Origin of the sequence: Microbacterium sp. NPDC058062, assembly GCF_042885375.1 — a bacterium.
GTDB classification, from domain to species: domain Bacteria; phylum Actinomycetota; class Actinomycetes; order Actinomycetales; family Microbacteriaceae; genus Microbacterium; species Microbacterium trichothecenolyticum_C.
This window is the reverse complement of the sequence record NZ_JBHVSC010000003.1, coordinates 780,844-805,939: the sequence shown is the minus strand read 5'-3', so window position 1 is coordinate 805,939 and position 25,096 is coordinate 780,844. Positions and strand designations below refer to the sequence as shown.

The 25,096-nt window shown below is 68.7% G+C and carries 24 protein-coding genes and 1 pseudogene; 13 read left to right on the top strand and 12 right to left on the bottom strand.

The window, feature by feature from the left end:
• Positions 1-44: 44 nt before the first annotated feature.
• Both ACFVSU_RS12815 and ACFVSU_RS12810 read left to right on the top strand, forming a co-directional pair.
• Positions 45-452 (top strand): arsenate reductase ArsC, encoded by a 408-nt coding sequence (locus ACFVSU_RS12815; RefSeq protein ID WP_387143194.1) that lies wholly within the window; start codon positions 45-47, stop codon positions 450-452.
• Entirely contained in the window at positions 449-1,174 is a 726-nt protein-coding gene (locus ACFVSU_RS12810) for an aquaporin (RefSeq protein WP_387143191.1), read from the top strand. Before ACFVSU_RS12815 ends, ACFVSU_RS12810 begins: the two co-directional genes overlap by 4 nt.
• A 127-nt stretch (positions 1,175-1,301) precedes the next feature.
• Here the strand turns inward: ACFVSU_RS12810 and ACFVSU_RS12805 are convergent, their stop codons facing one another.
• The 4 genes from ACFVSU_RS12805 to ACFVSU_RS12790 all read right to left on the bottom strand — a co-directional run bounded on the left by ACFVSU_RS12805 (position 1,302) and on the right by ACFVSU_RS12790 (position 4,908).
• On the bottom strand, positions 1,302-2,054 hold the full coding sequence (locus ACFVSU_RS12805) for an ABC transporter permease (protein WP_387143188.1): 753 nt from the start codon (positions 2,052-2,054) through the stop codon (positions 1,302-1,304).
• A 127-nt stretch (positions 2,055-2,181) separates the two neighbouring features.
• Positions 2,182-3,123, bottom strand: a complete 942-nt coding sequence (locus tag ACFVSU_RS12800; RefSeq protein WP_387143185.1) for an ATP-binding cassette domain-containing protein — start codon at positions 3,121-3,123, stop codon at positions 2,182-2,184.
• 7 nt (positions 3,124-3,130) lie between these two features.
• A complete protein-coding gene (locus ACFVSU_RS12795) occupies positions 3,131-4,252 on the bottom strand; it encodes an outer membrane lipoprotein carrier protein LolA (RefSeq protein ID WP_387143182.1) in 1,122 nt (373 codons plus the stop codon).
• 65 nt (positions 4,253-4,317) lie between these two features.
• Positions 4,318-4,908 (bottom strand): dihydrofolate reductase family protein, encoded by a 591-nt coding sequence (locus ACFVSU_RS12790; protein ID WP_387143179.1) that lies wholly within the window; start codon positions 4,906-4,908, stop codon positions 4,318-4,320.
• A gap of 66 nt (positions 4,909-4,974) precedes the next feature.
• Here ACFVSU_RS12790 and ACFVSU_RS12785 point away from each other — a divergent pair, with 66 nt between their 5' ends.
• Positions 4,975-5,655 (top strand): DUF2461 domain-containing protein, encoded by a 681-nt coding sequence (locus ACFVSU_RS12785; RefSeq protein ID WP_387143176.1) that lies wholly within the window; start codon positions 4,975-4,977, stop codon positions 5,653-5,655.
• Positions 5,656-5,691: 36 nt separating this feature from the next.
• Here the strand turns inward: ACFVSU_RS12785 and ACFVSU_RS12780 are convergent, their stop codons facing one another.
• On the bottom strand, positions 5,692-6,741 hold the full coding sequence (locus ACFVSU_RS12780) for a helix-turn-helix transcriptional regulator (RefSeq protein ID WP_387143173.1): 1,050 nt from the start codon (positions 6,739-6,741) through the stop codon (positions 5,692-5,694).
• Positions 6,742-6,743: 2 nt separating this feature from the next.
• Here ACFVSU_RS12780 and ACFVSU_RS12775 point away from each other — a divergent pair, with 2 nt between their 5' ends.
• Entirely contained in the window at positions 6,744-7,976 is a 1,233-nt protein-coding gene (locus ACFVSU_RS12775; RefSeq protein WP_387143170.1) for an MFS transporter, read from the top strand.
• A 26-nt stretch (positions 7,977-8,002) separates the two neighbouring features.
• On the top strand, positions 8,003-9,046 hold the full coding sequence (locus ACFVSU_RS12770) for an alcohol dehydrogenase catalytic domain-containing protein (RefSeq protein ID WP_387143167.1): 1,044 nt from the start codon (positions 8,003-8,005) through the stop codon (positions 9,044-9,046).
• Positions 9,047-9,514: 468 nt separating this feature from the next.
• Here the strand turns inward: ACFVSU_RS12770 and ACFVSU_RS12765 are convergent, their stop codons facing one another.
• Positions 9,515-10,000 (bottom strand): GNAT family N-acetyltransferase, encoded by a 486-nt coding sequence (locus tag ACFVSU_RS12765; RefSeq protein WP_387143164.1) that lies wholly within the window; start codon positions 9,998-10,000, stop codon positions 9,515-9,517.
• 179 nt (positions 10,001-10,179) lie between these two features.
• Between ACFVSU_RS12765 and ACFVSU_RS12760 the strand changes: the two genes are divergently transcribed.
• The gene (locus tag ACFVSU_RS12760; RefSeq protein ID WP_387143161.1) at positions 10,180-10,860 is read left to right on the top strand and encodes a phosphatase PAP2 family protein; all 681 of its coding nucleotides are present in this window, start codon (positions 10,180-10,182) and stop codon (positions 10,858-10,860) included.
• Positions 10,861-10,932: 72 nt separating this feature from the next.
• Here ACFVSU_RS12760 and ACFVSU_RS12755 read toward each other — a convergent pair whose 3' ends face one another.
• A complete protein-coding gene (locus ACFVSU_RS12755) occupies positions 10,933-13,809 on the bottom strand; it encodes an HAD-IC family P-type ATPase (protein WP_387143158.1) in 2,877 nt (958 codons plus the stop codon).
• A gap of 111 nt (positions 13,810-13,920) precedes the next feature.
• Between ACFVSU_RS12755 and ACFVSU_RS12750 the strand changes: the two genes are divergently transcribed.
• Together ACFVSU_RS12750 and ACFVSU_RS12745 are read left to right on the top strand one after the other, a co-directional pair.
• Positions 13,921-14,832 (top strand): ABC transporter ATP-binding protein, encoded by a 912-nt coding sequence (locus tag ACFVSU_RS12750; RefSeq protein ID WP_387143155.1) that lies wholly within the window; start codon positions 13,921-13,923, stop codon positions 14,830-14,832.
• Between the two features lies 1 nt (position 14,833).
• Complete coding sequence (locus ACFVSU_RS12745) at positions 14,834-15,574, top strand: ABC transporter permease (RefSeq protein ID WP_387143152.1); 741 nt, start codon at positions 14,834-14,836, stop codon at positions 15,572-15,574.
• 27 nt (positions 15,575-15,601) lie between these two features.
• On the opposite strand, the pseudogene ACFVSU_RS12740 reads toward ACFVSU_RS12745, so the two are convergent.
• The 4 genes and pseudogenes from ACFVSU_RS12740 to ACFVSU_RS12725 all read right to left on the bottom strand — a co-directional run bounded on the left by ACFVSU_RS12740 (position 15,602) and on the right by ACFVSU_RS12725 (position 19,163).
• Positions 15,602-16,653, bottom strand: a pseudogene (locus ACFVSU_RS12740) (AI-2E family transporter).
• Between the two features lie 120 nt (positions 16,654-16,773).
• Positions 16,774-17,406, bottom strand: coding sequence for a SemiSWEET family sugar transporter (locus tag ACFVSU_RS12735; protein WP_387143149.1), 633 nt, complete (start codon positions 17,404-17,406; stop codon positions 16,774-16,776).
• A gap of 27 nt (positions 17,407-17,433) precedes the next feature.
• Positions 17,434-18,240: an LLM class F420-dependent oxidoreductase gene (locus ACFVSU_RS12730; RefSeq protein WP_387143146.1), complete on the bottom strand. Its 807-nt coding sequence runs from the start codon at positions 18,238-18,240 to the stop codon at positions 17,434-17,436.
• Complete coding sequence (locus tag ACFVSU_RS12725) at positions 18,237-19,163, bottom strand: helix-turn-helix transcriptional regulator (RefSeq protein ID WP_387143143.1); 927 nt, start codon at positions 19,161-19,163, stop codon at positions 18,237-18,239. The genes ACFVSU_RS12730 and ACFVSU_RS12725 overlap by 4 nt, the downstream gene beginning before the upstream one ends.
• 101 nt (positions 19,164-19,264) lie before the next feature.
• Between ACFVSU_RS12725 and ACFVSU_RS12720 the strand changes: the two genes are divergently transcribed.
• Positions 19,265-19,732, top strand: coding sequence for a cyclophilin-like fold protein (locus ACFVSU_RS12720; RefSeq protein WP_387143140.1), 468 nt, complete (start codon positions 19,265-19,267; stop codon positions 19,730-19,732).
• A gap of 100 nt (positions 19,733-19,832) precedes the next feature.
• Complete coding sequence (locus ACFVSU_RS12715) at positions 19,833-20,573, top strand: phosphatase PAP2 family protein (RefSeq protein WP_387143137.1); 741 nt, start codon at positions 19,833-19,835, stop codon at positions 20,571-20,573.
• Positions 20,574-20,629: 56 nt separating this feature from the next.
• Here the strand turns inward: ACFVSU_RS12715 and ppk2 are convergent, their stop codons facing one another.
• On the bottom strand, positions 20,630-21,514 hold the full coding sequence (gene ppk2, locus ACFVSU_RS12710; RefSeq protein WP_387143522.1) for a polyphosphate kinase 2: 885 nt from the start codon (positions 21,512-21,514) through the stop codon (positions 20,630-20,632).
• 189 nt (positions 21,515-21,703) lie between these two features.
• Here ppk2 and ACFVSU_RS12705 point away from each other — a divergent pair, with 189 nt between their 5' ends.
• From ACFVSU_RS12705 to ACFVSU_RS12695, 3 genes are all read left to right on the top strand, one after another.
• Positions 21,704-23,275, top strand: coding sequence for a molybdopterin-dependent oxidoreductase (locus ACFVSU_RS12705; RefSeq protein WP_387143134.1), 1,572 nt, complete (start codon positions 21,704-21,706; stop codon positions 23,273-23,275).
• 234 nt (positions 23,276-23,509) lie between these two features.
• Positions 23,510-24,082 (top strand): YdeI family protein, encoded by a 573-nt coding sequence (locus tag ACFVSU_RS12700; protein WP_387143131.1) that lies wholly within the window; start codon positions 23,510-23,512, stop codon positions 24,080-24,082.
• Between the two features lie 211 nt (positions 24,083-24,293).
• On the top strand, positions 24,294-25,025 hold the full coding sequence (locus ACFVSU_RS12695; protein ID WP_387143127.1) for a flavodoxin family protein: 732 nt from the start codon (positions 24,294-24,296) through the stop codon (positions 25,023-25,025).
• Positions 25,026-25,096 lie beyond the last annotated feature (71 nt).

The window sequence follows — 25,096 nt, the reverse complement described above, 5'->3', positions numbered from 1 at the left end:
AGACAGCGACCTATGCTTTGGGAAGAAGGAAGCGAGACCACCGCATGAGCAGCAAGCCCACCGTCCTGTTCGTCTGCGTCCACAACGCCGGCCGCTCGCAGATGGCCGCCGGCTACCTGCAGGCCCTCGCCGGCGACCGGATCGAGGTGCTCTCGGCAGGGTCGGAGCCCAAGGACCAGATCAACCCGATCGCCGTCGACGCGATGGCCGAAGAGGGTATCGACATTGCAGGGAATACCCCCAAGCTGCTCACCGTCGACGCGGTCCAGGAGTCCGATGTCGTGATCACGATGGGCTGCGGCGACGCCTGCCCGATCTTCCCCGGCAAGCGCTACGAGGACTGGCAGCTCGACGACCCCGCCGGCCAGGACGCCGACACCGTCCGCCGCATCCGCAACGAGATCCGCGGCCGCGTGGAGACGCTCATCAGCGAACTCACCCCCACCGCGTGACCGTCGACGCCCCTACGCTCGCCCGCCAACCACTCTGGCGACGTGCGCTCGCGGAGTTCCTCGGCAGCGGACTGCTCGTCACTGTCGTGGTCGGCTCCGGGATCGCCGCGCAACGGCTGTCGACGGATGCCGGGCTGCAGTTGCTCGAGAACGCGATCGCCACCGCCCTCGGCCTCGGCGTCCTCATCTTGCTGTTCGCGCCCGTCTCCGAGGCGCATTTCAACCCCGTCGTCTCCCTCGCCGACTACACCCTCGGGCGACGCGATCGCGCCGGGCTCACCGCACCCGCGCTCGTCGTCTACCTCGTCGCACAGGTCGCCGGCGCCATCTGCGGATCGATCCTTGCGAACACCATGTTCGCAACCCCCACGACCATCTCGACCACCGACCGCGCCACACTCGCGACGTTCCTCGCCGAGATCGTCGCCACCGCCGGACTCGTGCTGCTCATCATCGGACTCTCCCGCACCCGTCGCAGTGTCCCCGCGATCGCGACCGCGGTCGGCGCCTACATCGGCGCCGCCTACTGGTTCACCAGCTCCACCTCGTTCGCGAACCCCGCCGTCACGATCGGCCGCATCTTCACCGACACCTTCGCCGGCATCGCCCCGTCATCCGCCCTGCCCTTCATCGCCGCCCAACTCATCGGCGCCGCGATCGGCGCCGGCCTCGGCATCCTGTTCTTCAGCGCCGTAAGTCGGACCGCGATCCGCAAGAAATGACCGGACGGAAGGAGTTCTCGCCGCGTGCGCCTCATCCGCCGGTGCGGCCCGGATGTGACCAGCTCAGCCCCCGAGAGCTTGAGACGGCGATCCGCGCACGATCGCGCTGAGTTGACGCGGACCGCGGTCACGTCAGCACGTCTCGGGTCGTGAACCGCCAGACCGCGAGTGCCCCCGCGACCACGATCCAGACCACTTGCAGCAGAGCGTTGTCGAGGAACGTGTCCCACGAGATCGGCGAGCGCAGCAGGTCGCCGAAGTCGAGCCAACGGTCGGTGAAGAGGTAGGGGTGAACCGCCGACAGCTGCGGGATCTGGCCGACGATCTGCGCCGCGACAGCGAGGATCGCTGTGGCCGCCATGGCACCTACGGGCACCGTCGTGAGGGTCGAGAGCAGCACACCGATCGCTGCGAGGCCCAGCATCGACACCGACACGTACGCCACGACGGCAAGACACCGAGCCAGTCCCTCGGCGAGGCTCACCTGTGTTCCGCTCAGCAAGGTCAGCGGGCCGGCGCCGAAGAGGATCGCGCCGACGATCACGCCCACCGCGACCACCGCGAAGGTCGCGATCACGCAGAAGACAGCGGCGGCGACGTACTTGATCGCGAGGAGCGCGACGCGCCCTGACGGTGCGACGAGCAGGTAGCGGAGGGTGCCGAGGCTCGCCTCGCCGGCGATCGTGTCGCCGGCGACGACGCTGATCGTGAGTGGGAGGAAGAGCGGGATCGCGATCGTCAGCGCGGCGAGGCCGACGAAGACGCCGTTGTCGGTGATCTGGTCGAGGAACGCCGGCCCGCGGCCTGCACGGGTGCCGCCCGCGATCCGCACCGCGACGCCGAGGAGAACCGGGACGAGGCACAGCGCTCCGAGCATCATCCACGTCCGGAGGCGACGGAAGAGCGTCGCCAGTTCGCTTCCGAGAAGACCTGGAACCCCGCTCCCGCGCGCCTCGCCGCCCGACCCGGACGCCGCCGGAGCAGTGTCCGTCGGACGAGAGGCGGCATCACGCGACGACATCGAAGCCCTCCCCCGTCAGCTCGACGAATCTGTCCTCGAGGCTCGTCCGCTCGACCGTGATGCCGCGCACCCGCACGTCGGCCCGCACGAGGGCCGCGACGAGGTCTTCCGGCTCGGGTCCGTGCTCGCCGAGCGTGCCGACGAGGGTGAAGGGCGCAGCATCCGTCGTCTGAATCCCCGCGTTGGCGAGCACTTTTCTCGCGCGCGCGACGTCGGGGGTCTGCAGCTGCAGGCGGCCCGTGCCGTCACCGCGGCGCAGCTCGTCGAGCGTGCCCGATGCGACGAGGCGCCCCGCGCTCATGATGCCGGCGTGCGTGCACACCTGCTCGACCTCGGCGAGCAGGTGGCTCGAGACGAACACGGTCGCCCCCTCGCCGGCCAGCGAGCGGATGAGTCCGCGCACCTCGCGCGTCCCCTGCGGGTCGAGCCCGTTCGTGGGTTCGTCCAGCACCAGCAGCGCGCGGGGAGCGAGCAAGGCGTTGGCGATGCCGAGGCGCTGCTTCATCCCGAGCGAGTACGCGTGCACCTTCTTGTCGGCCGCCGTGGTCAGCCCGACGCGCTCGAGTGCCTCCTCGACGCGTCGACGACGGGAAGTGGATGCTGTGTGCCGGGCCGCCGCGTCGAACCGGTGCAGATTCTGCCTGCCGGTGAGGAACGGGGCGAACGCCGGACCCTCGACGAGTGCGCCCACCTGCGGCAGCACGGTGTGAAGTGCGTCGGGGACGGGCTGCCCCAGGACGCGCGCTTCGCCCGCGGTCGGGCGGACGAGGCCGAGGAGCATCCGGATCGTCGTCGTCTTACCCGACCCGTTCGGCCCGAGGAACCCGAACACCGCACCATGCGGCACGTCGAGCGCGACCGCATCCACAGCGGTCTGCGCGCCGAACCTCTTGGTCAGACCGGAGGTCTGGATCGCGAGATCGGCCACTGCGGGCTCAGTCGCCGGCCGCGATGTCTGCGAGGTGATCGGCGCTGACGGCACCCGCGAACACGCGTCCGTCGTCGGCGAAGTACACCGTCACGAGCGCCGTCTCGAGCACCCGGCCGCCTGCGACCGGACGGGTCAGGCTCTCGAGCGTCGCCTGCTGCTCGCTTGTCGCGCCCGGAGTGCTCGTGTCGGCCGGTGGCAGCTCGACGACGGCGGTCCAGCCTTCGCCATGCACGACCGGCTGATGGGCAGCATCCGCCCCTGTATCGCCGGCGCCGGGCGTCGCTGCGTGGTCCGGGGCCGACAGCGACTGGTTCTCGACGGTGTATCCCGGCGCGGGGGTGTACGTGAGCGTCCCGGGGTCGGGCGCCGAGAAAGAGACGTCCGTGAACGCGACGTCGAACGCGGGCGGGTCGGCGCCGCGGGCGGTGATGGATGCTGCGAGCGCAGCGCCCGTCTCACCGTCGATGGCGAAGCGCACCTCGCCGATGAGGCTGGCGTCGTCGTTCGGCGCGAGCACGAGCTCGTACACGTCACGGCCAGCCACGCGCCCGTCGGTCCCTACTGAGATCTCCGTCGAGTCGCCGAGCTTGGTGAGAGCATCGTCGAGCATCTGCTGCGGGGTCTGTGCCGTCGCGTCAGGCTGCTTCTGCGGAGCGGTCATGTCGCCGCTCGCCGTGTAGTGCCTCGCAGTCTTGGTCTCGGAGTCGACGAACCAGCCCTCCCCCGCGGCCCGGTCGATGTAGACGTCGCGTTCGGCGAGGCGATCGAGCACCTGCAGGCGCGACTTGTCGCCATCGAGATAGACCTTGGCCGTATGCGAACCGGTGAGGAGGTCGATGGCCTCGGAGGCGTCGGCGCTCGAGTCGTCTGTGCCCGACGGGCCCGTCAGGCTCGACAGGTCAGGCAGGCCGAGATCCGACGTCTGCTCGATCGTCCCGGTCAGCGCGGTGACATCGCTTGCGGCGGCGAACTCGAGGAGCTGGGCGGGAGTCTTGTCGGGAAGATTCACCCGGGCGTCGGCGGCTGCGGGAATGACCACGGCCGCGGTGACGGCCGCGGCCAAGACGAATGCGCCGGCGATCGGGAGCCAACGAACTGGTGACCGGCGTGGATGCCGCCTATCCATGGGGAAAGGCTACGCCTCGGCGCCGGCCCGCGGGCTGGGAGATGGATAGGAGAACGCGGCCCCGCTCAGATCGGCAGGCGGCGCACCCGATACCGGAGGTGAAGCACCCGGTTGCCCTGCACAACGACGTCGGGGTCTTCCAACAGGTGCTGCGAGTCGATGGAGCCGAAGTAGCGCTTGCCGGACCCGAGCACGACCGGTGCGACGTCCATGCGCACCTCGTCGACGAAACCCGCGGCGAGCATCTGCCCGCCGACATCGCCGGCAGCGACCTCGACGGTGCGGCCGTCGGCGAGCTCCTTCGCTTTGATCACCGCCGCCTCGATGCCGTCGACGAAGTGGAACGGCGCGTCGGGGTCCCAGCACTCGGGCGCCGGTCGGTGGGTCACGACGACGACGTGATCGATCCCGCTCGGAGGCTTCCCGTCCCAGCCGTCGGTGATGTCGAAGACGTGGCGGCCGGCGATCGTCACTCCGATCTCATCCCAGTAGGGCCGGATGTGGTCGTAGGACGCTTGCGACACGTTCAGCACGCCGCTGTCATCCAAGGGCACGTCACCCCTGACCAGCCATTCGAACAGGGGACCGGGATCGTCGTTCTCGGCCGCGATGAAGCCGTCCACCGACACCGATGCATTCATGACCACTTTTCCCATGGCGTCCTCCTCTGTCCGGAGTCCCCAGTCTCGTGTGGCCCGGCATCCGCTCGCTACGATCGGCGGGTGGGATTCGAAGGACTCGATCGCGACGCCGTCTCGTTCTACGCCGAGCTTCGCGCCGACAACACGAAGACGTGGTGGACGGCCAACAAAGCGCGCTACGACGCGGTCGTTCGCGGACCGTTCGAGGAGCTCGGCGCAGAGCTCGAGCCCGAGTTCGGTGCGGTGAAGATCTTCCGCCCGTATCGCGACGTCCGCTTCAGCGCCGACAAGACCCCGTACAAGCTGCACATCGGCTTGGTCTCGCAGGCACGGGTGGCGCACTACCTGCAGCTGAGCGAGGACGGCCTGATGCTGGGCGGCGGCGTGTATGACGTGCCGCCCGCGGCGCTCGCCCGCTTCCGCGAAGCCGTCGACGATCCGCGCACGGCCGAGGATCTGGACGCGCTGCTCGCGGACCTGCGCGGCGCGGGCTTCGAGCTCATGCGCAGCGACGCCCTCAAGACCGCGCCGCGCGGCTACCGCGCCGACCACCCGCGCATCGAGCTGCTGCAGCTCAAGCGGCTCGCGGTCGGCAGGCGCGAGCCTCCCGCCGACTGGATGTGGACGCCCGACGCGTACGACATCATCGCCGAAGACTGGCGCACCGTCTCGACCTGGTGCGCCTGGCTGACCGAGACGCTCGGCCCCGAGCTGCTCGAGGCCGCCCAGTCGTCGAGGCGGGGTGCCGGCGAACGGATGTGACCGGTTCGCGGCCGACGCGCCAACGCGCCCGAGGGGCTAGCTGGGCAGGTCTTCGGCCACGCGCCCGGTCTCGCCGGGGGCGTTCGTCGCAGCCCAGCTCGCGAGGAGCTTGATGCGGTCCTCGTGAGGGGTGCCCGGCTCGGCGGTGTAGAGGTTAAGGGTCCGCGCCGCACGGTTCGGGTTGGCGAGCTCGGCGGATTGATAGGTGAGCTCGAGGTTGCCGACGACGGGGTGGCGGAGGCGCTTGAGTCCTTCGTGGCGGCTGCGCACGTCGTGAGATGACCACAGCCGGGTGAAGTCGTGGCTGCGGGTGGAGAGCTCTCCGATGAGTTCGCGAAGCGCGCGGTCGTTGGGTTCGCGCCCGGCTTCGGCCCGCAGCAGGGCGACCGTGGCGGATGCGCCCCCTTCCCAGTCGACGAAGAAGTCGCGAGCGGCGGGGTCGAGGAAGTGGAAGCGGGCGAAGTTCGCCCGGTCGCGGACGGCGGTGGGGCTCTCGAACATCGGGGCGTGCAGGGCGCGGGCCAGCGCGTTGGTCGCGAGGACGTCGAGCCGGCCGTTGCGGAGGAACACGGCAGACAGCGTCACGGAGTCGATCAGCCAGCGGACCGGGCCGTCGAGAGCCCCATCCTTGGGACGAGGCTCGCGCCGCACCGTGGGGCGGGCGGCCTTGGCGAGATCGAAGAGGTATTCGCGTTCGTCGTCGTTGAGCTCGAGAGCGCGCGCCACGGCCCCGAGGACCTCTTCCGAGACGCCGGTGATGTGTCCCTTCTCGAGGCGGGTGTACCACTCGGTGCTCACCCCGGACAGCACCGCGACTTCCTCGCGGCGCAGGCCCGGCACACGTCGGCGGCTGCCGGCGGGCAGCCCGACCTGCTCGGGGGCGATGCGTCCGCGCCGGCTGACGAGGAAGTCCCGGATGTCATCGCGGTTGCTCGGGCTCTCCATTCCCCCACGGTAACCCCGGGCGCGGCGCCGTAGGGGGTGGAGCCTGTACCCCCTATAAACCCGACCTCCCGCGCCTGCGAGCGCCGGGATGTGATGGATGCTGTCGCCGCGAGATCCGCGGACATCCGAAGGAGTCGCCACCGATGACCACCGACAGCATCCAGGCCGCCCGGCCGCGAGAGACCGCCCCGTCGACCGCCCCGTCGCGGGCGCGGCTGCCGCTCGTCGTGTACGTGCTCGCGGTGGGGACGTTCCTGATGCTGACGACGGAGTTCGTGGTTGCCGGCATCCTTCCCGAAGTCGCCACGGATCTGCAGATCTCACTCGCGCAGGCGGGAAGCCTCATCACGGTCTTCGCCGCCGGGATGATCATCGGGGCCCCGCTCATGGCGCTGCTCACGATGCGGATGTCCAAGCGACTCACCCTGATCACCGCGATGCTGATCTTCGTCGCCGGGCACGTCACCGTCGCCGTCACCTCGGACTTCGCCATCCTGCTCGGCGCCCGCTTCGTCACCGCGGTGGCGACCGGTGCGTTCTGGGCGGTCTCGGCTGTGGTGGCCACCCGCGCGGCCGGCGCGAGCGCGGGCGCCCGCGCCCTCGGCGTCGTCACCGCGGGCGGCGCACTGGCGACCGTCCTCGGCGTCCCCATCGGCGCGTTCATCGCACAGGCGGGCGGCTGGCGCACCACCTTCTGGGCGCTCGCGGTCGCCGCCGTCATCGCGACCGTTCTCGTCGCCCGTCTCGTGCCTTCCGACGATCCGGACCAACCTCCCCCGTCACTCCGGCGCGAACTGGGCGGAGTTCGCTCAGGCCGTCTCTGGCTGGCGCTGCTGGCGTGCATCACCACGACCGGCGGCGTGCTGGCCGCATACTCCTACATCGCGCCGATCCTCACCGATCAGGGCGGCGTCGATGCGGGCTACGTCCCGCTCGTGCTCACCGGGTTCGGCATCGGGTCGTTCGTCGGCACGGTGCTCGGCGGCCGCTACGGCGACCGTCACCCCGGCCTCGTCACGATCCTCACTCCCGCCGTGACCACCGCGATCCTGGCCGCCATCAGCGTCACCGCGGGCGCCCCGCTCGTGATGACCGGGCTCGTGGTTCTGCTGGGCCTGTTCGGACTGAGCGCGAACGGGGTGCTCATCCATCTCGTCGTCCGCTCCGCCGGGCGCGCAGCGACGCTCGGCTCCGCGCTCGCGGTATCCGCCTTCAACGCCGGTACCGCCATCGGCACCGCGATCGCCGGTGCCGCGCTGTCCAGCCCGCTCGGCACTCACGGGCCGGCAGCCATCGGAGCGGTCATCGTCGCGCTCACCCTCATCCCGACCATCGCGCTCGCGGTTCTGCGTCATCGCAGCCCGGCGCACTCCTGAACCTCTACCGCAAAGGAAACACGAATATGCGTGCCACGCTCATGTACGGTGCCGGCGACGTCCGCATCGAGAACGTCCCCGACTCCCGCATCAAGAACCCCACGGACGCGCTCGTCCGGATCACTGCGTCCTGCATCTGCGGGTCCGATCTGCACCCCTATCACTCGATGGATGCTGCGGCCGCACCTGCCCGCATGGGTCACGAGTTCCTCGGCGTCGTGGAAGAGGTCGGGCCCGACGTCGTGACGGTGAAGAAGGGCGACCTCGTCGTCTCGCCGTTCGCGATCTCCGACAACGTCTGCGAGATCTGCAAGGAGAACCTGCAGACCTCCTGCCTCCACCACGAGGCCGGCTTCTGGGACGGCATCCCCGACGAAGGAGGCCAGGCCGAAGCGGTGCGTGTGCCGCTCGCTGACGGAACCCTCGTCAAGCTGCCTGTCGCCGCCGACTCGGCGCTGATCCCGTCGCTGCTCACGCTGTCGGACGTGTTCGGCACCGGGTACCACGCCGCGGTCGCCGGCGGCGTGAGGGCCGGCTCGTCGGTCACCGTGATCGGCGACGGCGCGGTCGGACTCCTCGGAGTGCTGTCGGCGAAGCGCCTCGGTGCGGAGCAGATCATCCTCATGGGCCGCCATCGGGTGCGCACCGACCTCGGCCGGGAGTTCGGCGCGACGGACGTGGTCTCCGCCCGAGGCGAGGAGGGCATCGCCCAGGTGCGCGAGCTCACCGGCGGGCACGGCACCCATGTCGTGCTCGAAGCCGTCGGGTACATGTCCGCGTACGAGCAGGCGCTCGGCGTGGTCCGTCGCGGTGGCGTGATCAGCCGCGTCGGCGTACCCCAGTACGAGGACGCGCCGATCGGTTTCGCGAGCCTGTTCCGCCACAACATCCGCCTCGCCGGCGGCCCCGCACCCGTGCGCGCGTACATCGACGAGCTGATGCCCGACATCCTCGACGGGAAGATCAACCCCGGAAAGGTGTTCGACGCCACCACCGACCTCGAGGGCGTCCCGGCCGGATACCGCGACATGGACCAGCGCACCGCGCTCAAGGTCCTCATCGCCTCGTGACCACCACCCACTGATCGATATCGCCACTGCCAGGTGCGGAGGCTCCCGACACGCGTCGGGAGCCTCCGTGCTTAAGAGGCGTCCACGGGCTGGTCGTGGGGCGAGCGCCGAGCATTTGTAGGATCGGCGCGTGGCCGATAGCTCCGAAGTTCTGCTCTGCTGCTTTCTCTGGGCGCGCGACGGCGAAACCGTCGGGCTCTCCCACTACGAGGACCGCGTCCTCGCGCTTGTTCCCCGCCACGGTGGGGGGGGTCCTCCAGCGGGCCGTGAGCGACGGCGCCGACGGGAGACCGCACGAGGTCCAGCTCTACCGATTCCCCGACACCGGGGCGCTCGATGCCTATCTGGCTGACCCCGATCGTCAGGCGCTCACGGGCGACCGAGACAGGGTCGTTGCGCGTACCGAACTGTTTCCCGTGACGCTTCGCTGACGGCGCATCCGTCGACGGCTGAGGAGCGCGTGGGAGTTCACGTCCGGTCTGTCGCTCGGGCTCGGCGATCTCCTGGTCGGGTGGCGCGGAACAGAACGAGATGCTCACGGTTCGCTTGCGCGCCGAGAATGGTGGGCAGGCGTGCGATCTCCTCGAATCCGAATGCCGCATGCATCTGCAGAGAGGCGATGTTGTCTTCGTCGGTGAAGTAGTGGACAGTGTCGGCACGCGCCCACACCCACTCGACGCGCACCCGGGTCAGAGCGAGGCCGATGCCCTCTCGGCGGTGGGAAGGATGTACGGCCAGTCCACCGAGGTAGTACCCCTGCGGCGCACCGCCTTCGGGCGTCGATTGGTGGTGGGTTTTGGCGGCCGCGACGATCTTGCCATCGACGACTGCGACGACGACGAGCCGATCGTCCGAGTGATCGAGAACTGCGGGGTCCCAGGCTCGCCTCCCGCATGCTTCATGGACGGCGTTGATGTCCGCGAGGTCGTCGGCTGATGCCGGCCGGATGATCACGTCGTTGAGCGTAGTGCGCAATCTGAGGTGTGTCCGGGAGGGGAAAAGCTGACCTACGAGATCATCCTTCCCGAATCCCCGGATCTCGCGCGATCGCCTGCCTCCCGCGAGTTCCCGCACGCCTGACGCAGCCAGATCCCGACCCAATCCCATCCCAGCCGCGCCACTAGCCTGTGGGCATGCCGTTGCTCCGAGCCGTCGTCCTGCCGGGGCTCGTCGCGATCGCCGTGTTCGCTGCGGCTGGACGGACGATGCGGCTCCTCGGCGGCGACGACCCGCGCGAGGACGGGGCCGTGCGCGCGCTCCAGGATGCGTTCGGACACCGGCCGGACGACCGCGATGCCGTCGTCGCGACTGACCCCGCCGGCCCGACCGGGCCACGCGAGCCGATCGATCGGGTCACCGCGCCGCTCTCCTGGTACTCCGGCGTGCCGCAGACCATCGCCAACGGGGCGATCTGGTGCGGCATCACCTGGCTTCTGACGCGCGACCCGCGCTCAGCGGTCGCTCCCGCAGCGGCGCTCGCCCTCGAGACCGCGTGCTTCGTCGCATCCGCGGCCCTCGTGAGACGACCACGACCCGAGCGGGTGTGGCGCCCGGAGCAGCCGCACGCGACGTCGTCGTTCCCCTCCGGGCACACGGCGGCAGCCTTCGCGCTCCACGGCACGCTCGCCGACCTGCTCGATCGCCACGGCGCGCGTGGCGCTCGGTTCCTCGGCCCCCTTCTTCGGTACGGGATTCCCGGGGCCATCGCGTTCTCGCGGGTGTACCGCGGCCAGCACCACATCTCGGACACCGTCGCGGGCGCCATCCTGGGACGGTGGACCGCTGCTGTGGTGCGGCAGGAGCTGATCTCGTAGCGGGTGGGACGGGCGCCAGGCGACCGGCTGCGCTTCGGCGCAGGTGCCATCGAGCACCAGCGCCGACAGATCTCAGCGACCATCTCCCGGGGTCGGCGAGGCGCTCATCGATGAGTCTCTGATGCGGCCGAAGGAGGCCGCTGCCGGCGGCGTCCACAGCAGCACGATGACCGCGGCGGCCACGGCTGCGCTGACCGCCGAAGTCCAGTCCCAGCGGTCGCTCCCGATCAGCAACAGCACGCTGAGCGCGGCCAGCAGTCCGAACCAGACGGTCACCAGCAGGCGGGAGAACCCGCTGCCCCGGCGGAGTCCGGCAGCAGCGCTCAGCACGAGCAGCCCGAGCAGGATCAGTCCGGCGCCGGTGAGTGAGAAGACGGGAATCGTCGCAGCATCGGGCGCGTCGTAGCGAGCCAGCAGCACGGCCGTTCCCAGCAGCACCGAAAGCAGGGCGCCCCCGTAGGCCAGCACGGCGACCACCGTGGTCACGACCAGGGCCCCGCGGGAGCGCTGGGGCGCGGGAGCTGCTCGCCCCTCTGACTCGGCCGCCGTGGTCGCTCGGGTGAGGCGGCGATGCGCGTATCGCACGACTTCGATCGCCAGGATCATCACGATCGCGATTCCTGCGATCACAGGCGCGAGATCCTCGCCCGGGTCGGCCAATTCGAAGAACGTGGTCGCGAGCGGAATCGTGAAGACGCCGATCAGCGCGATGAACATCGCTCCGATGATGAGCACCTTGTATCGATTGAGCGGGCGCGACAAGACCGCCAGCACCCAGATTCCGACGATGGCAAGGATGATCGTCGCGCCGGTGCGCAGCTGCGGCTCACTGACCCCCAGCCCATTCGCGACGAGGGTGTACCAGGTCAGACCGAGCGCGATGACGATCCCGGACGGGACGGCGAAGAGCAGCGACCGTCGCAGGAATCCCGGGATGTAGCGCTGCGCGTTCGGCATGAGCGCGAGGAAGAACGCCGGGATCCCGATGGTCAGGCCGTCAGTGATCGACAGCTGCCTCGGCAGGAACGGGAATTCCAGCACCAGCACGCCGAAGATGATCGCCAGTGCCGTGGCGTAGACGGTCTTGTTGAGGAACAGCATCGACACGCGTTCGATGTTGGCGATGGCCTGTCGTCCTTCGGCGACGACGTCCGGCAGGTGTGAGAACTGACCGTCGAGGAGCACCAATCGGGCCACTGCCTTCGTGGCGGCCGATCCTGAGTTCATGGCGATGCCGATGTCCGCCGTCTTGATCGCCAGCGCGTCGTTCACTCCGTCGCCCGTCATCGCGACCGTGTGCCCGCGGCTCTGAAGTGCGACCACCATCCGCTTCTTCTGCTCGGGGGTGACCCGTCCGAACACGGTCTCGTGCTCGAGCACGTCGGCCAGGGCGGAATCGTCATCGGGGAGCTGCCGGGCATCGAACCCGTCGGGCACGTCGAGCCCCACCTCGCGGGCGATGGCAGCGACGGTGCGGGGGTTGTCGCCGGAGATGATGCGGATGTCGACGCCCTGCTGACGGAAGTACTCGAGGGTCTGCGCGGCATCCGGTCGCACGGTCTCGCGGAATGTCAGCACCATCACCGGCGCGAGGCCGGACGGCAGCACTTCCGCCGCGACCTCCCGGTCAGTGAGCACCTCTGCGGACAGCGCCAGCACCAGCGTCCGCCGGCCCGACTCGGCGAGGCGGGTCACGGTTGTGCCGAGCTCGCCGGACGCCGAGGTCGCGGCATCCTCGAAGATCATCTCGGGCGCGCCCATCACCCAAGTGCCGGACTGATCATCGAGCGACACGGCGCTCCACTTTCGCGCCGACGAGAACGGGATGTAACGGGATGCCTCGAGTGAGGGATCCGCGTACACGTCGCGCATCGCCCGCGCCGTTGCGTTCGCATCGGGCGCGGCCGCGTACCATCCGAGGACGCGATCGGCCGCTGAGCGAGCCGGTTCGGGAGCGTCGCTCAGCGGGACCGCGCGGTCGAACGCGATGTCGCCGATGGTGAGCGTTCCGGTCTTGTCGAGGCAGACGACATCCACCCTGGCCAGACCTTCTACGGCCGGAAGCTCGTTGACGAGCACCTGCTTGCCGGCGAGCTTCGCCGCCCCCACCGCGAAGGCGATGCTCGTCATCAGAACGAGACCGAGGGGGATCATCGCGGTCAGTGCGGCGATGGTGTTGACCACCGCCTGCACCCAGGAACCCGACGTGAACGCAGTCTCGTAGCCGCCGGCGACCATGATCTGCGCGTTGAAGACGAGCAGCCCGACGGGCCCGATGATCCAGCCCACCCACTTCAACACGCGGTTGACCGATGACCGCAGTTCGCTCGCGACCAGTGAGAACCGCTTCGCTTCGCCCGCGAACCGGTTCGCGTAGGAGTCCGCACCCACCTTGTCGACACGGGCGTAACCCTCCCCGGCCACGACGATCGACCCCGACAGGGCCTCGTCGTCGGGGCGCTTGTCGACAGCATCCGACTCGCCCGTGAGCATCGACTCGTCGATCTGCAGGGCGCGCGCACCGAGAACGACGGCGTCTGCCGCAACCTGATCGCCGGCCCGTAGCACGAGCACGTCATCGACGACGACCTCCGACGGTGGGATGTCCCGCTCGACGCCGTTGCGCAGGACACGCGCCGACGATGCGTTGAGGAGTGCGAGCCGATCGAGCGCCGCTTTGGCGCGGAACTCCTGTATGCACCCGATGATCGAGTTCGCGAACGCCGCGAAGCCGAACAGCGCGTCCTGCCAGCGCCCCACGAGGAAGAGGACGAAGAAGCACGCGAACACGATCCCGTTGAAGAGGGTGAACACGTTCGCTCGAACGATGTTCCACGCGCTGCGACTCGAATCGGGGCGATAGAGGTTCGTTCGGCCGGCCGCGACTCGCTGCGCGACCTCGGCCTCGGTCAGTCCGGTTGGCTGGGTGTCGAGCTCTACGGGCGGCACGGGTTCAGGGTAGCGGCGTTCCACAGGGGGCCGCCGAGCAGTGGGGTTCTTTGATGCCTTGCCGCCGAGAGGCGATGGTCAGCTGTGGAGCGGACTGTCAGACTGACTCGCGTGGCGATCATCGAGGTCCGCGGGCTCCGCAAGACCTATGGCTCGACGGTCGCCGTGGACGGGATCGACCTCGAGGTCGATGAGGGCGAGATCTTCGGCATCCTGGGACCGAACGGGTCAGGCAAGACCACCACAGTGGAGTGCATCGCCGGTCTGCGCAAACCTGATGCCGGCGCCGTCCGGGTGGCCGGGTTCGATCCGGTGAGGAACCGGGACAGCACAACGAAGCTTGTCGGCGTCCAGCTCCAGCGGGCCGGGCTCCCGGCGAAGCAGACGGTGCGCGAAGCGATCTCCCTCTACGCGTCGGTCTACGACGACCCCATCGACGGCGTCGCCCTCGCCGACCGGCTCGGTCTCGGCCCGAAGCTCGATACCCGCTACGGCAATCTGTCCGGGGGACAGCAGCAGCGCCTCGCCATCACGCTCGCGCTGGTCGGCCGACCACGGGTCGCGCTTCTCGATGAGCTCAGCACGGGCCTGGACCCGCGGTCCCGTCGCGAGGTGTGGGACATCGTCGACGAGACCCGAGACGCCGGCACCACCATCGTTCTGGTCACGCATTTCATGGAGGAGGCCCGCCACCTGTGCGACAGGCTCGCGGTGATCGACCAGGGTCGCATCACCGCGCTCGACACCCCCGAGGGCGTGATCGGGGGGATCGGAGCTCCCACCGTGATGAGCTTCGCCACAACGATCCCGGTGGATACTCCGCTGCTCGAAGGAGTCTCGGGCGTCGCAGCCGTGCGCAGGCGCGACGACGGGAGGGTGGAGCTGAGCCTCACGGACGAGGCCGTCCTCCCCGTGCTGCAGGTGCTCGCCGATCGCGGCGTGCATCCTGATCGCCTCCGCATCGTGGACGCGACGCTCGACGACGCCTTCCTCGACCTCACCAGCCGCGAGGGGCAGGAGTGACATGGCTTCGTCCACACTCGCCCTGCTGAAGTCCGAGCTGCGACTGTTCTCGCGCGAGCCCGGCTACGTCTTCTGGATCGTCGGGTTCCCGGCAGCGCTGATCGTCGCCCTCGGTTTCGTTCCGGTGCTTCGTGAGCCGTTGGGAGCGGGCGGGGTCAGCTTCCTCGCGCTGTATGTACCCGTCGCGGTGATCTTGGCGATGCTCATGGCGTCGTTGTCGGCGCTCCCGATCGTGCTCGCCGCATATCGGGAGCAGCGGATCCTGCGTCGCCTCGCGACGACACCGGTGAAACCACGTACCGCGCTCCAATCGCAGTATCTGATCTACGGTGCCGCAGCGATCGTGGGCGGTGCCTTGCCGATCCTCCTCGGATTCTTCGTCTACGGGGTCGCGCTGCCGCGGAACGCGATCGGCTTCATCCTCGTCTACCTGCTGGTACTCGCGTCGTGCCTGACTCTCGGCGGACTCGTCGGAGGCGTCGCCCGCACGGCGAAGGTCGCGACGGCGTTCGGGACGGCGCTGCTCTTCCCGATGATGTTCACCGCGGGCGTCTGGTTTCCCGTGCAGGCGATGCCCGGGCTGCTGGGTGACATCGTGGCGCTGACTCCGCTCGGCGCGGGAGCACTCGCCCTCGCTGCCACCTCGGCAGGCGACTGGCCCAGTCTCAAGGACATCGTCGTCATGGTGGTGTGGACGGCGATCCTCGGCACCGCCGCCGTCCGCTTCTTCCGCTGGGAGTAGCTCAGCGCCATGCGACCGTTGACGTCGTCACCGCTCGTTCTGCCGGGGGATGACGACCTGCCGGTAGATGATCAGGATGCTCGCCGCGATCGGGATCGCGACCAGCGCGCCGAGGATTCCCAGCAGCGCCCCGCCGGCGAGTGCGGCGATGACGACGACGGCGCCCGGCACGGATACGGCACGGTTCATGATGCGCGGGGAGATCACGTAGGCCTCGATCTGCATGTAGACGAGGTAGTAGATCGCCGCGATGATCCCGGTCGTCGGTGAACCGAGGCCGGGCAGGAAGCAGACGCCCACGATCAGCACGGAGCCGGTCAGGGTTCCTACGAGCGGGATGATCGAGAAGACGAACGCGATGACGGCCAGCACCGCGGGGAACGGTGCACCGATGATGGTGAGGAAGATCGCGCTGAGCACGCCGTTGATCACGCCGAGGCTCACCTGTCCCATGACGAAGTAGCCGACGGAGTCGGTGATCTGCTCGCTCAACTCCATGAAGCGCGCCCGCTTCGACGCGGGAACCAGCTGGAACACCGCCCTCTTGAGGTTCGGGACGGCCGCGGTGAAGTAGATCGTCAGATGACGACGATGAATGCCCCGGTGAGTCCGCCCAGAATGGTGGCCCCCACGGCGATGAGTCCCCCTCCGATGGACGCGTAGTCCAGCGAGCCCAGCCAGTCCTGCACGTACTTCGTGATCTCCTGCAGATCCACACCGGGAAACACGCTCGTGATCCACCCTTCGAGGCCATCCACGAGGGCACCGGACTGGACGCCCTTCGTGATCGCCTTGACGAGCTGCCCGATCTGCTGGGAGATGATCGGCACGATCAGGAGCATCACCCCGGCCAGGAGGATGAGCACGGCCAGCAGCGTGACGAGAACGGCAACCCATCGGCGCAGTCCCCGCGCCTGCAGCCATGTGACGACGGGATCCAACCCCAACGAGAGGAACAGTGCGGTCCCCACGTACAGGAGGATCGTGGAGAGCGTCTGGATCCCCCCGATCACGAAGAGCCCCACTCCCACACCGAGCGTCGCGATCAGCGCCGTGCGAAAGGGCTGCTGGAGTTTCATGTCGGCCTCCTCAGTCCTCCGCCCGAGTCGACAGTATGTCGACGGCGTCGACCTCGCCGGGGATGGCGATCGCCTCCGATCAGGCGTATAAGGCGTGCACGACCACGTGGCCGGGCGGGACTACTCCCGTTGAGGCGAGCGCGGGGCGGCCTGGCAGGACGGCATGGGCGGGAGCCCGAGGACGCGGGCGGGGTACCAGGCGAGGTTGAAGAGGGCGATGATGCCGGTGGTGGTCGCGGCGATGATGGTGCCAGTGTCGGGTACGAGCAGCGCCCAGGCCAGCCAGATCATCTGGTTGACGACGGCGAGGATGAGGAACAGGACGGAGACCCCGTCGACGTGCCGAGCGCGGACGAGGGCGACGCTCTGACCGGCGTTGGCGAGAACGGCGGGAATGATCGCGACGGCGCCATAGGCTCCTGAGCCGAAGAGCTGATCGATGAGGACCGTGAGAGCGGCCAGCCCGAGCCCTGGAGCCAAGGTCAGCAGGAAGCTCCGCTTCAGCTGCCGCGACATCAGGTACAGGATCGGCACCGTCGACAGCAGCGAGAGCGCGCTTGCGACGACTTGCGGGGCCTGGCCGATGGCGATGCCGTGCGCGGTCCAGCCGAGGTTGACGGCAAGGAACGCCTGCCAGGCGGGAAGGGACAGCCCCTCCACGTTGCGGGTGCGTGCCAATCGCACCAGCTGTGGAAGGCCGAGGACGACTGCCGTGACGGTTCCCGCCCACCCCAGGATCTCGGTCTCCGTCATCGCCGCGGTCTCACACCGTCGCTGTCATCACGAGTTCTTCTGGTCCCGCCAGGCCAGCCAGTCCGGGACGACGGACAGGTCGTAGTCGGGACCGGCTACCCCGACAGTGAACAGCGTCGCCCCCATCGCGTGGAACCGATCGGCGTCTGCGGTGGTCCGGTGGGCAATGGAGTCGAGAACCCCGACCGAGATCTCGATCTCCGACATGTCGCGGCCGACCGCGCGTGCGTGGTCGGCGAGCACCACGAGCTTCCGCTCCATCGTCGGGATGTCGCTGTAGCTGTGCCAGATGTCGGCATGGGTGGCGACGATGCGCAGCGTCTTCTTCTCACCGGCTCCGCCGATGAGGATCCGGATCTTCCGAGTGGGCGGCGGGTTGAGCGTGCCCCAGCGCTCCTCGATGACGGGGAGGTCCCGCGCGAGGGCGTCCAGCCGCCGCCCGACGGTGCCGAACTCGTACCCGTACTCGTCGTAGTCGCGTTCGAACCAGCCCGAGCCGGTCCCGAAGATGAAGCGGCCCCGGCCCGTCCCGTGGGCGCTGATCCGGTCGATCGTTCGCGCCATGTCAGCCTGCAGGCTCGCGTTGCGGTAGCTGTTGCAGTTCACCAGCGCCCCCAGCTCCACGCGGCGCGTCTGCTCGGCCAGCGCGGCGAGCATCGTCCACGACTCGAAGTGCGCCCCGTCGGGGTCGCCGGTGAGCGGGAAGAAGTGGTCCCAGTTGAACAGGATGTCCACGCCGAGTTCTTCGAGTTCGGCGGCCCGATCGCGGATCAACTCGTAGGTCGCGTGCTGCGGCTGCAACTGCACAGCCATGCGCACGGGTCGGGCGGTCATGGCGTTTCGCCGGCCTTCCTGATGCTCGGTTCGGGAGCGGACTGCTCCGGATGCTGCGCCGCCGGCGCGGCAGGTGAGGCCCAACTGCCCAGAAGCTGCAGCGCCCCGTGATCGGCTGAGCCCGGTTCGGCGGTCAGCACGGTGAGCTGGACGCCGGCCTCTCCCACGAGGTCCAGGCCGTTGAAGTGGAGGGTGAGGTCGCCGACCGCATGGTGGTGGAACCGCTTCACGCCGGACTGGTGCTCCCACACATCATGGCGCCCCCAGAGCGTTCGGAAGTGATCGCTGCGGGTTGAGAGCTCGCCGACGAGATCGTGCAACGGCTTGCTGTGCGGGTCACGCCCCGCCTCGGTACGCAGCTGCGCGACGTTGATGCCGGCGATCGCCTCCCAGTCCGGGTAGAACCGGCGGGCGACGGGCTCGAGGAAGATGAACCGGGCGAAGTTCGGCGGCGTGGTCGTCGAGGTCGCCAGCATCTCATCCATCAGCGCGGCGGCCAGCGGGTTCCACGCCAGCAGATCGGTCCGGCCGTTCCCGACCATCGCCACTGCGGACTGCATCGAGTCGAGGAACCACTGGATGCTCGGCGACGGCCGCCACACCGGTGCCGGCTTTCCGCTTCTGCGACTGGCGGCGGTTGTCCCCGCCGCCTGGTGGGCGAGGCGGTACAGGTACTCGCGCTCGGCGTCGTCCATCTGCAACGCCTTCGCCACCCCGTCCAGCACCGCCTCGGAGGCGCCGGCGATGCCGCCCCTCTCCAGCCGCGCGTAGTACTCGACGCTCACCCCGGCGAGCGCGGCGGCCTCACCGCGACGCAGACCCGGCACCCGGCGGTCGCCGCCGCGCGCGAAGCCGACGTCCTCGGGCTCCACTCGTGCGCGTCGCGACATCAGGAAGTCGCGGACCTCGGAACGGTTGTCCATGCACACAGGCTAGGTCGCCCCGCCACCGGGCTGGGATGCCCTGCCAGGGCACGTCAAGCCCGGGACTCCCACCGATCTACGAGAAACCGTTGGCTGGTGACATGCCACAGCTCTCACTCCTCACGCTGGCGCCGCAACGACTGCTCAACAGCGTCGTTGCCGCGCTGCTGCTGCTCACGGCGCCTGCGCTCTCCCAGGGCAGCCCCTCCCCTGCCCCGCAAGCCGTCCTCGCGGTCGACGACTCCACGACGGCCGCGCAGTTCGGCGCGCTGCTTCCCTTCACCCTGACGTTCCACGACCGGATGGGCACCGCCGTGTTCGCACAGGTGCCGACGTTCCTCGCCCCCGACAGCACAGATCCGATGAACGAGTATCGCGCCGGCGACGTCGCGTACGTCACCTCAGATCAGAGCATCGTGGTCTTCCTCACGGACGGCTCCGCCGTCCCAGATCACGGCCTCATCCTCCTGGGTCACCTGACACAAGGGCTGGACGACCTCGTCGACTGCCGACAAGACTGCCCGGTTGAACTCACCGCCGACCCGATCGGCTCGGACACGACGGGTTGACACCCGAACACCCGCAGTCACTGCTGCACACCGGCCCGACTCTCATCAAGGCCCTGTGTCCCCCAGCCCATCTGAGCGGACGCGAACGTACGATCAGTTGATGGACGACGAGGTCTCGGAGCTGGTCCACGGCGCCGCTCCCGCGCCGGTGCGGATCGCTCGTCTATGGTGGGTGGTTTCGGCGGCCGCCGCGCTGCTGCTGGTCGTGCTGTTGGGCGCACTGATCTTCTACCGTCAGGCCGACAAGCCCTTCGGTTTCGAAGTCGAGTGGATGTCCGAGCTGGTCGAGGCGCGCGCGCCGATCTTCACCGTCCCCGCCCTCGTCTTCAACTGGATCGGCGGCGGTATCAGCGGGATCGCGATCGTTCCCCTCCTCATCGTCACGGGGCTGCTGGTCTGGCGACGGCCGTGGGGGGCTCTCTATTTCGTCTGCGCCACAATCGCGAGCGAACTGGTCGTACTCGTCATCAAGAATCTCGTGGGTCGCCCCCGACCGACCGATATTCTCGTCGTCGCCGACTTCGGCTCATTTCCGTCCGGCCACAGCGCGAATGCCGCAGTCATCGCGACAACACTGGGAATCGTCTTCTGGCGCACCTGGGTGTGGATCGCAGGTGCCGCGTACACGCTGCTGATGATGCTCAGCCGCACGTACCTCGGCGCGCACTGGATATCAGACACCATCGGCGGGATGCTCATCGGCGTCGGCGTGGCCGTGATCGTCTGGGCACCATTCGCCTATCTGCTCTACCGCGAGCGTCGAACCCCGCATCCGCCGATCTGGATCAGAGTCCCTCCGCCGGCGCCCACCGTCGAGAACCCGCCACCCGCGCCGGAGTGACCCCGGGCAGGCGTTCTTCGCCGAGCCGTCGCCTGGGCGAGCTGCTTCACCGGCTCTCAGCTGACCTTCTTGCCGAGTTGGGCGGCGATGTCGGGAACGTAGCGGAACTGCTCGATAGGTGGTCGCTCGTAGTCGTCCGCCTTCGGGCGGTCGGGAATCGTTATCTTCGGCCGGTCCAGGTGACGGTAGGGAATGCTCTCGAGGAGGTGGCTGATCGCGTTCAAGCGCGCGCTGCGCTTGTCGTCGCTCTCGACGACCCACCACGGCGACCCTGGCGTGTCGGTGGCGGCGAACATGGCGTCTTTCGCGCGGGAGTAGTCCTCCCACCGGCGAATCGACTCCAGGTCCGTCGGCGACAGCTTCCACAGTTTGATCGGATCTTCGCGCCGCGCGAGAAAGCGCGCCTGCTGCTCGTCATCCGAGACCGAGAACCAGTACTTGATCAGAATGATGCCGTCCTCGATGAGGTGCTGCTCCAGGACCGGCACCTGCCGCAGGAACCTCTGGTACTGCTCATCCGTGCAGTACCCCATGACCCGCTCCACCCCGGCTCGGTTGTACCAGGACCGGTCCATCAGCACGATCTCGCCTTTGGTGGGCAGGTGCTCGATGTACCGCTGGAAGTACCACTGGCCCCGCTCGCGCTTGGACGGCTTGGCGAGCGCGACGACGCGCGTATGCCGGGGATTGAGGTACTCGGTGACCCGTTTGATCGCTCCCCCCTTGCCGGCGGCGTCACGGCCTTCGAAGATCACGACGACACGCGCGCCCGATTTCGCCACCCATCGCTGCATCTCGACCAACTCGATCTGAAGGCGCTTCAGCTCGGCCTTGTACAACCGCTTGGGCGCCGGCCGCACCGACGTCTTCGTACTGCTCTTCTTCGCCACAGCTCCCCCTGCGTTCACCCGGCGACGATCACCGCGCTTTCCGCCGCGCATCATCCTGCCCGCCGACGTCAACGCCGGCCAGGGCTTGCGCTGCGCGCCGAGTTGAGGCAGGGCAGCGCGGTCCAGCGGGTTGTCGGATGCTGCCACGGCGGCTGGGTCGGCCGCCGCGCGTCCGATCCGATCGCGGTGGCGCTCCGAACAACCGTCGAGCACACGGCTCGTGAACCGGGGGGGTGCACCGTGGCAGAACGACGATCGCGCAAGTTCCTCGCACTCGCGGCGCTGGCCGGCGTGGTCAGCGCCGTGGCGTTCCTCGCGGTCTCGGAGCTGGTCGCGCTGCTGGTTGCTCGGGAGGCCAGCCCGATCCTGGCCGTCGGTTCCTTCGTGATCGACATCGTTCCGCAGCCGCTCAAGGAGCTCGCGATCGCCACCTTCGGCGAGTTCGACAAGATCGCTTTGCTGGCCGGGCTCGGGCTTGCGGTGGTGATCGCCTCCGCGATCGCCGGGGTGCTGCAGTTCCTGCGGCCGCCCCTCGGCGTCGTCGCACTCGGTATCGCGGGGGCGCTCTCGGTCGCGGCGATCGTGACCCGGGCAGGCGTCACTCCGCTTGCATTCCTGCCGCCGGTGATCGGGGCGATCGCGGGCTCGATCGTGCTCATCGTGCTGTGTCGGCGCCTTCGAGGCTGGCAGCGTTCGACGGCTGGATCGGAGCCCAGGGGTGCGGCGAACGGGAGCCCAGCGGGGATCGACCGGCGCCGGTTCTTCATCCTCGCCGGTGTCACCGGCGCCGCCGCGGTGATCGTCGGCGTCACCGCGCGAGCGGTGAGCATGGCCACCTCGTCGGTGGAAGCAGTCCGGCGGGCATTGCGACTGCCCGCGCCGCGGTCGACCGTGACGGTGCCCGCAGGGGCCGAACTCGACATCCCGGGCGTCACACCCCTGATCACCCCGAACGCGGACTTCTACCGGGTCGACACCGCCCTGACCGTTCCCACCGTGAACCCCGACACCTGGCGGCTGGTGGTCGACGGCATGGTCGACCGACGCGTCGAGCTCAGCTTCGACGATCTGCTCACGATGGGGTTCGATGAGTACGCGATCACACTCACATGTGTGTCCAACGTCGTCGGGGGCGAGCTCGTCGGAAACGCGATCTGGCTGGGCGTGCCCGTGCGCGACATCCTCCGCCTCGCGGGGCCGCAGTCCGACGCCGACATGGTGCTCTCCCGCAGCATCGACGGGTACACGGCCAGCACCCCGCTGTCGGCCCTCACTGACGACGGGCTCGACGCGATCCTCGCCATCGGGATGAACGGTGAGCCGCTGCCACTCGAGCACGGATTCCCCGTCCGAATGGTGGTGCCCGGTCTGTACGGCTATGTCTCCGCCACGAAATGGCTGACGGGACTGAAGGTCACCACGTTCGCGCAGGACCAGGCGTACTGGACCCCCCGCGGCTACAGCGAACGAGCACCCATCAAGTTCTCCTCACGAATCGACACCCCCAAGATCGGAAAGACCGTCGCCGCGGGCCGGATCCCGATCGCCGGCGTCGCGTGGGCGCAGTCCGTCGGCATCGAAGCCGTCGAAGTGCGCATCGACGACGGCGACTGGCAGCCGGCGACCCTGTCGACCCCGATCAACACCGACACCTGGGTGCAATGGTTCGTGGAGTGGGATGCCACACCGGGCACCCACTACGTCTCGGTGCGAGCCACCAACAAGGACGGCGAACTGCAACTCGAGGATGCCGCGCCGATCGCACCCAACGGCTCCTCGGGCTGGCAGCGCTCCCTGATCTCGGTCGCTTAGCGCCCATCCCGCCCGCCTACGACGGGATCAGCTGAGCGCCGGTTGCGCGTCAAACGCCGTTGGGTCACAGAGGCCCCAACACGGCGTCAGGTTCGGCGTGAAGTTCGAGCTGGTCGAGCACGGGCTCCAACTCGCGCTCCTTGAATCGGCGTCCCGAGAAGACTTCCGGATGATGCGCGCACCTTGGGAAGGCACGGAAGTCGCCGACACTCTGACGATCCCTATCGTAAGGCTATGGCCGACCGCGCGAACAAGCCCGAACTGCACGTGGACACCGTCGCGGACTGGGAAGCCTGGCTCGACTCGGACCCTGACCCGAACGGGATCCGACTTCGACTGCGGAAGACGACCACGACCCGACCCGGCATCACCTACGCCGAGGCGCTTGATGTCGCACTGTGCTTCGGGTGGATCGATGGGCAGAAGCAATCCCTCGACGCCGACTACTTCCTGCAGACCTTCACACCCCGACGACCGCGGAGCATCTGGTCGAAGGTCAACATCGGCCACGTGACCCGGCTGATCGAGGAAGGTCGCATGCGTCCCCAGGGGCAGCTCGAGGTCGACCGCGCCAAGACCGACGGTCGATGGGACCGCGCATATCGGCAGCGCGACGGCGACCTCCCGGCGGAGTTGCGGGAGGCACTGGAGGCGGACCCGAAGATCGCGGAAGCCTTCGCATCTCAGTCGGCGCAGAACCGGTTCGCGATGGCCTTCCGCGTCGCCAACCTGAAGCGGCCCGCATCGCGCGCTGCCCGCGTCGCCGAGTACGTCGAGATGCTGAAACGGGGCGAAACCCTCCACTGACGATCAGCCGCCAGCGCGGCCGAGCGACGAGGGTCGGCTACCGCGCGACGAGCGAAAGCGGAACGGCCCTCGTGCATCGCGCCGTTCGCGGGCGGGAGGTCGGCGACGAGGAGCCATCCCCACTGGAGCGATCCGTACAATTCTGGGTCGCGGCTCGGCGATGTGAGCTGCGGCCCTGCGGCCGACGCGAGGCGGGCGTATCGTCGGCGGCATGACCGACCCGACTCGGCCGCCCGCGACCTACGACGATCTCCGCGCGGTCTACATCGACTGCACCCTCAAGCGCAGTCCCGAACTGTCCCACACCCAGGGCCTGATGGATCACAGCATCGACCTCATGCGCACACAAGGCGTTGGAGTGGACGTGATCCGGTTCGTCGACCACGACGTGGCCACCGGGGTCTACCCCGACATGCGGGACCACGGCTGGGATACGGACGCGTGGCCCGACGACATCTGGCCACTCATCGATGCCGCCGACATCCTGGTGATCGGTGGGCCGCTGTGGCTCGGCGACAACGCGTCGATCACCCGCAAGCTCATCGAACGCCTCTACGCGATGAGCGGCCTGTTCAACGACCGCGGCCAGTACGTCTATTACGGCAAGACCGGCGGCGCGATCATCACAGGGAACGAGGACGGCATCAAGCACGCGTCCATGGCGATCCTGTACAGCCTGCAGCACATCGGCTTCGTGATCCCACCGGCCGCGGATGCCGGCTGGATCGGCGAGGTAGGCCCAGGTCCGAGCTATCTCGACCCGGGATCGGGCGGCCCCGAGAACGACTTCACCAACCGCAACACCACGTTCATGACCTGGAACCTGCTGCACCTGGCCCGGATGCTCAAGGACGCCGGCGGAATCCCCGCGTACGGCAACCTGCGGAAGAAGTGGGACGAGGGCGAGCACTTCGGGTACGACGCTAACCCTGAATACCGCTGATCCGCGCGCATGCGATCGCAGTTCCGGATGCTGCGCCCTGACGCCGGGCGAGTGCCCATCGCGGCCGACCG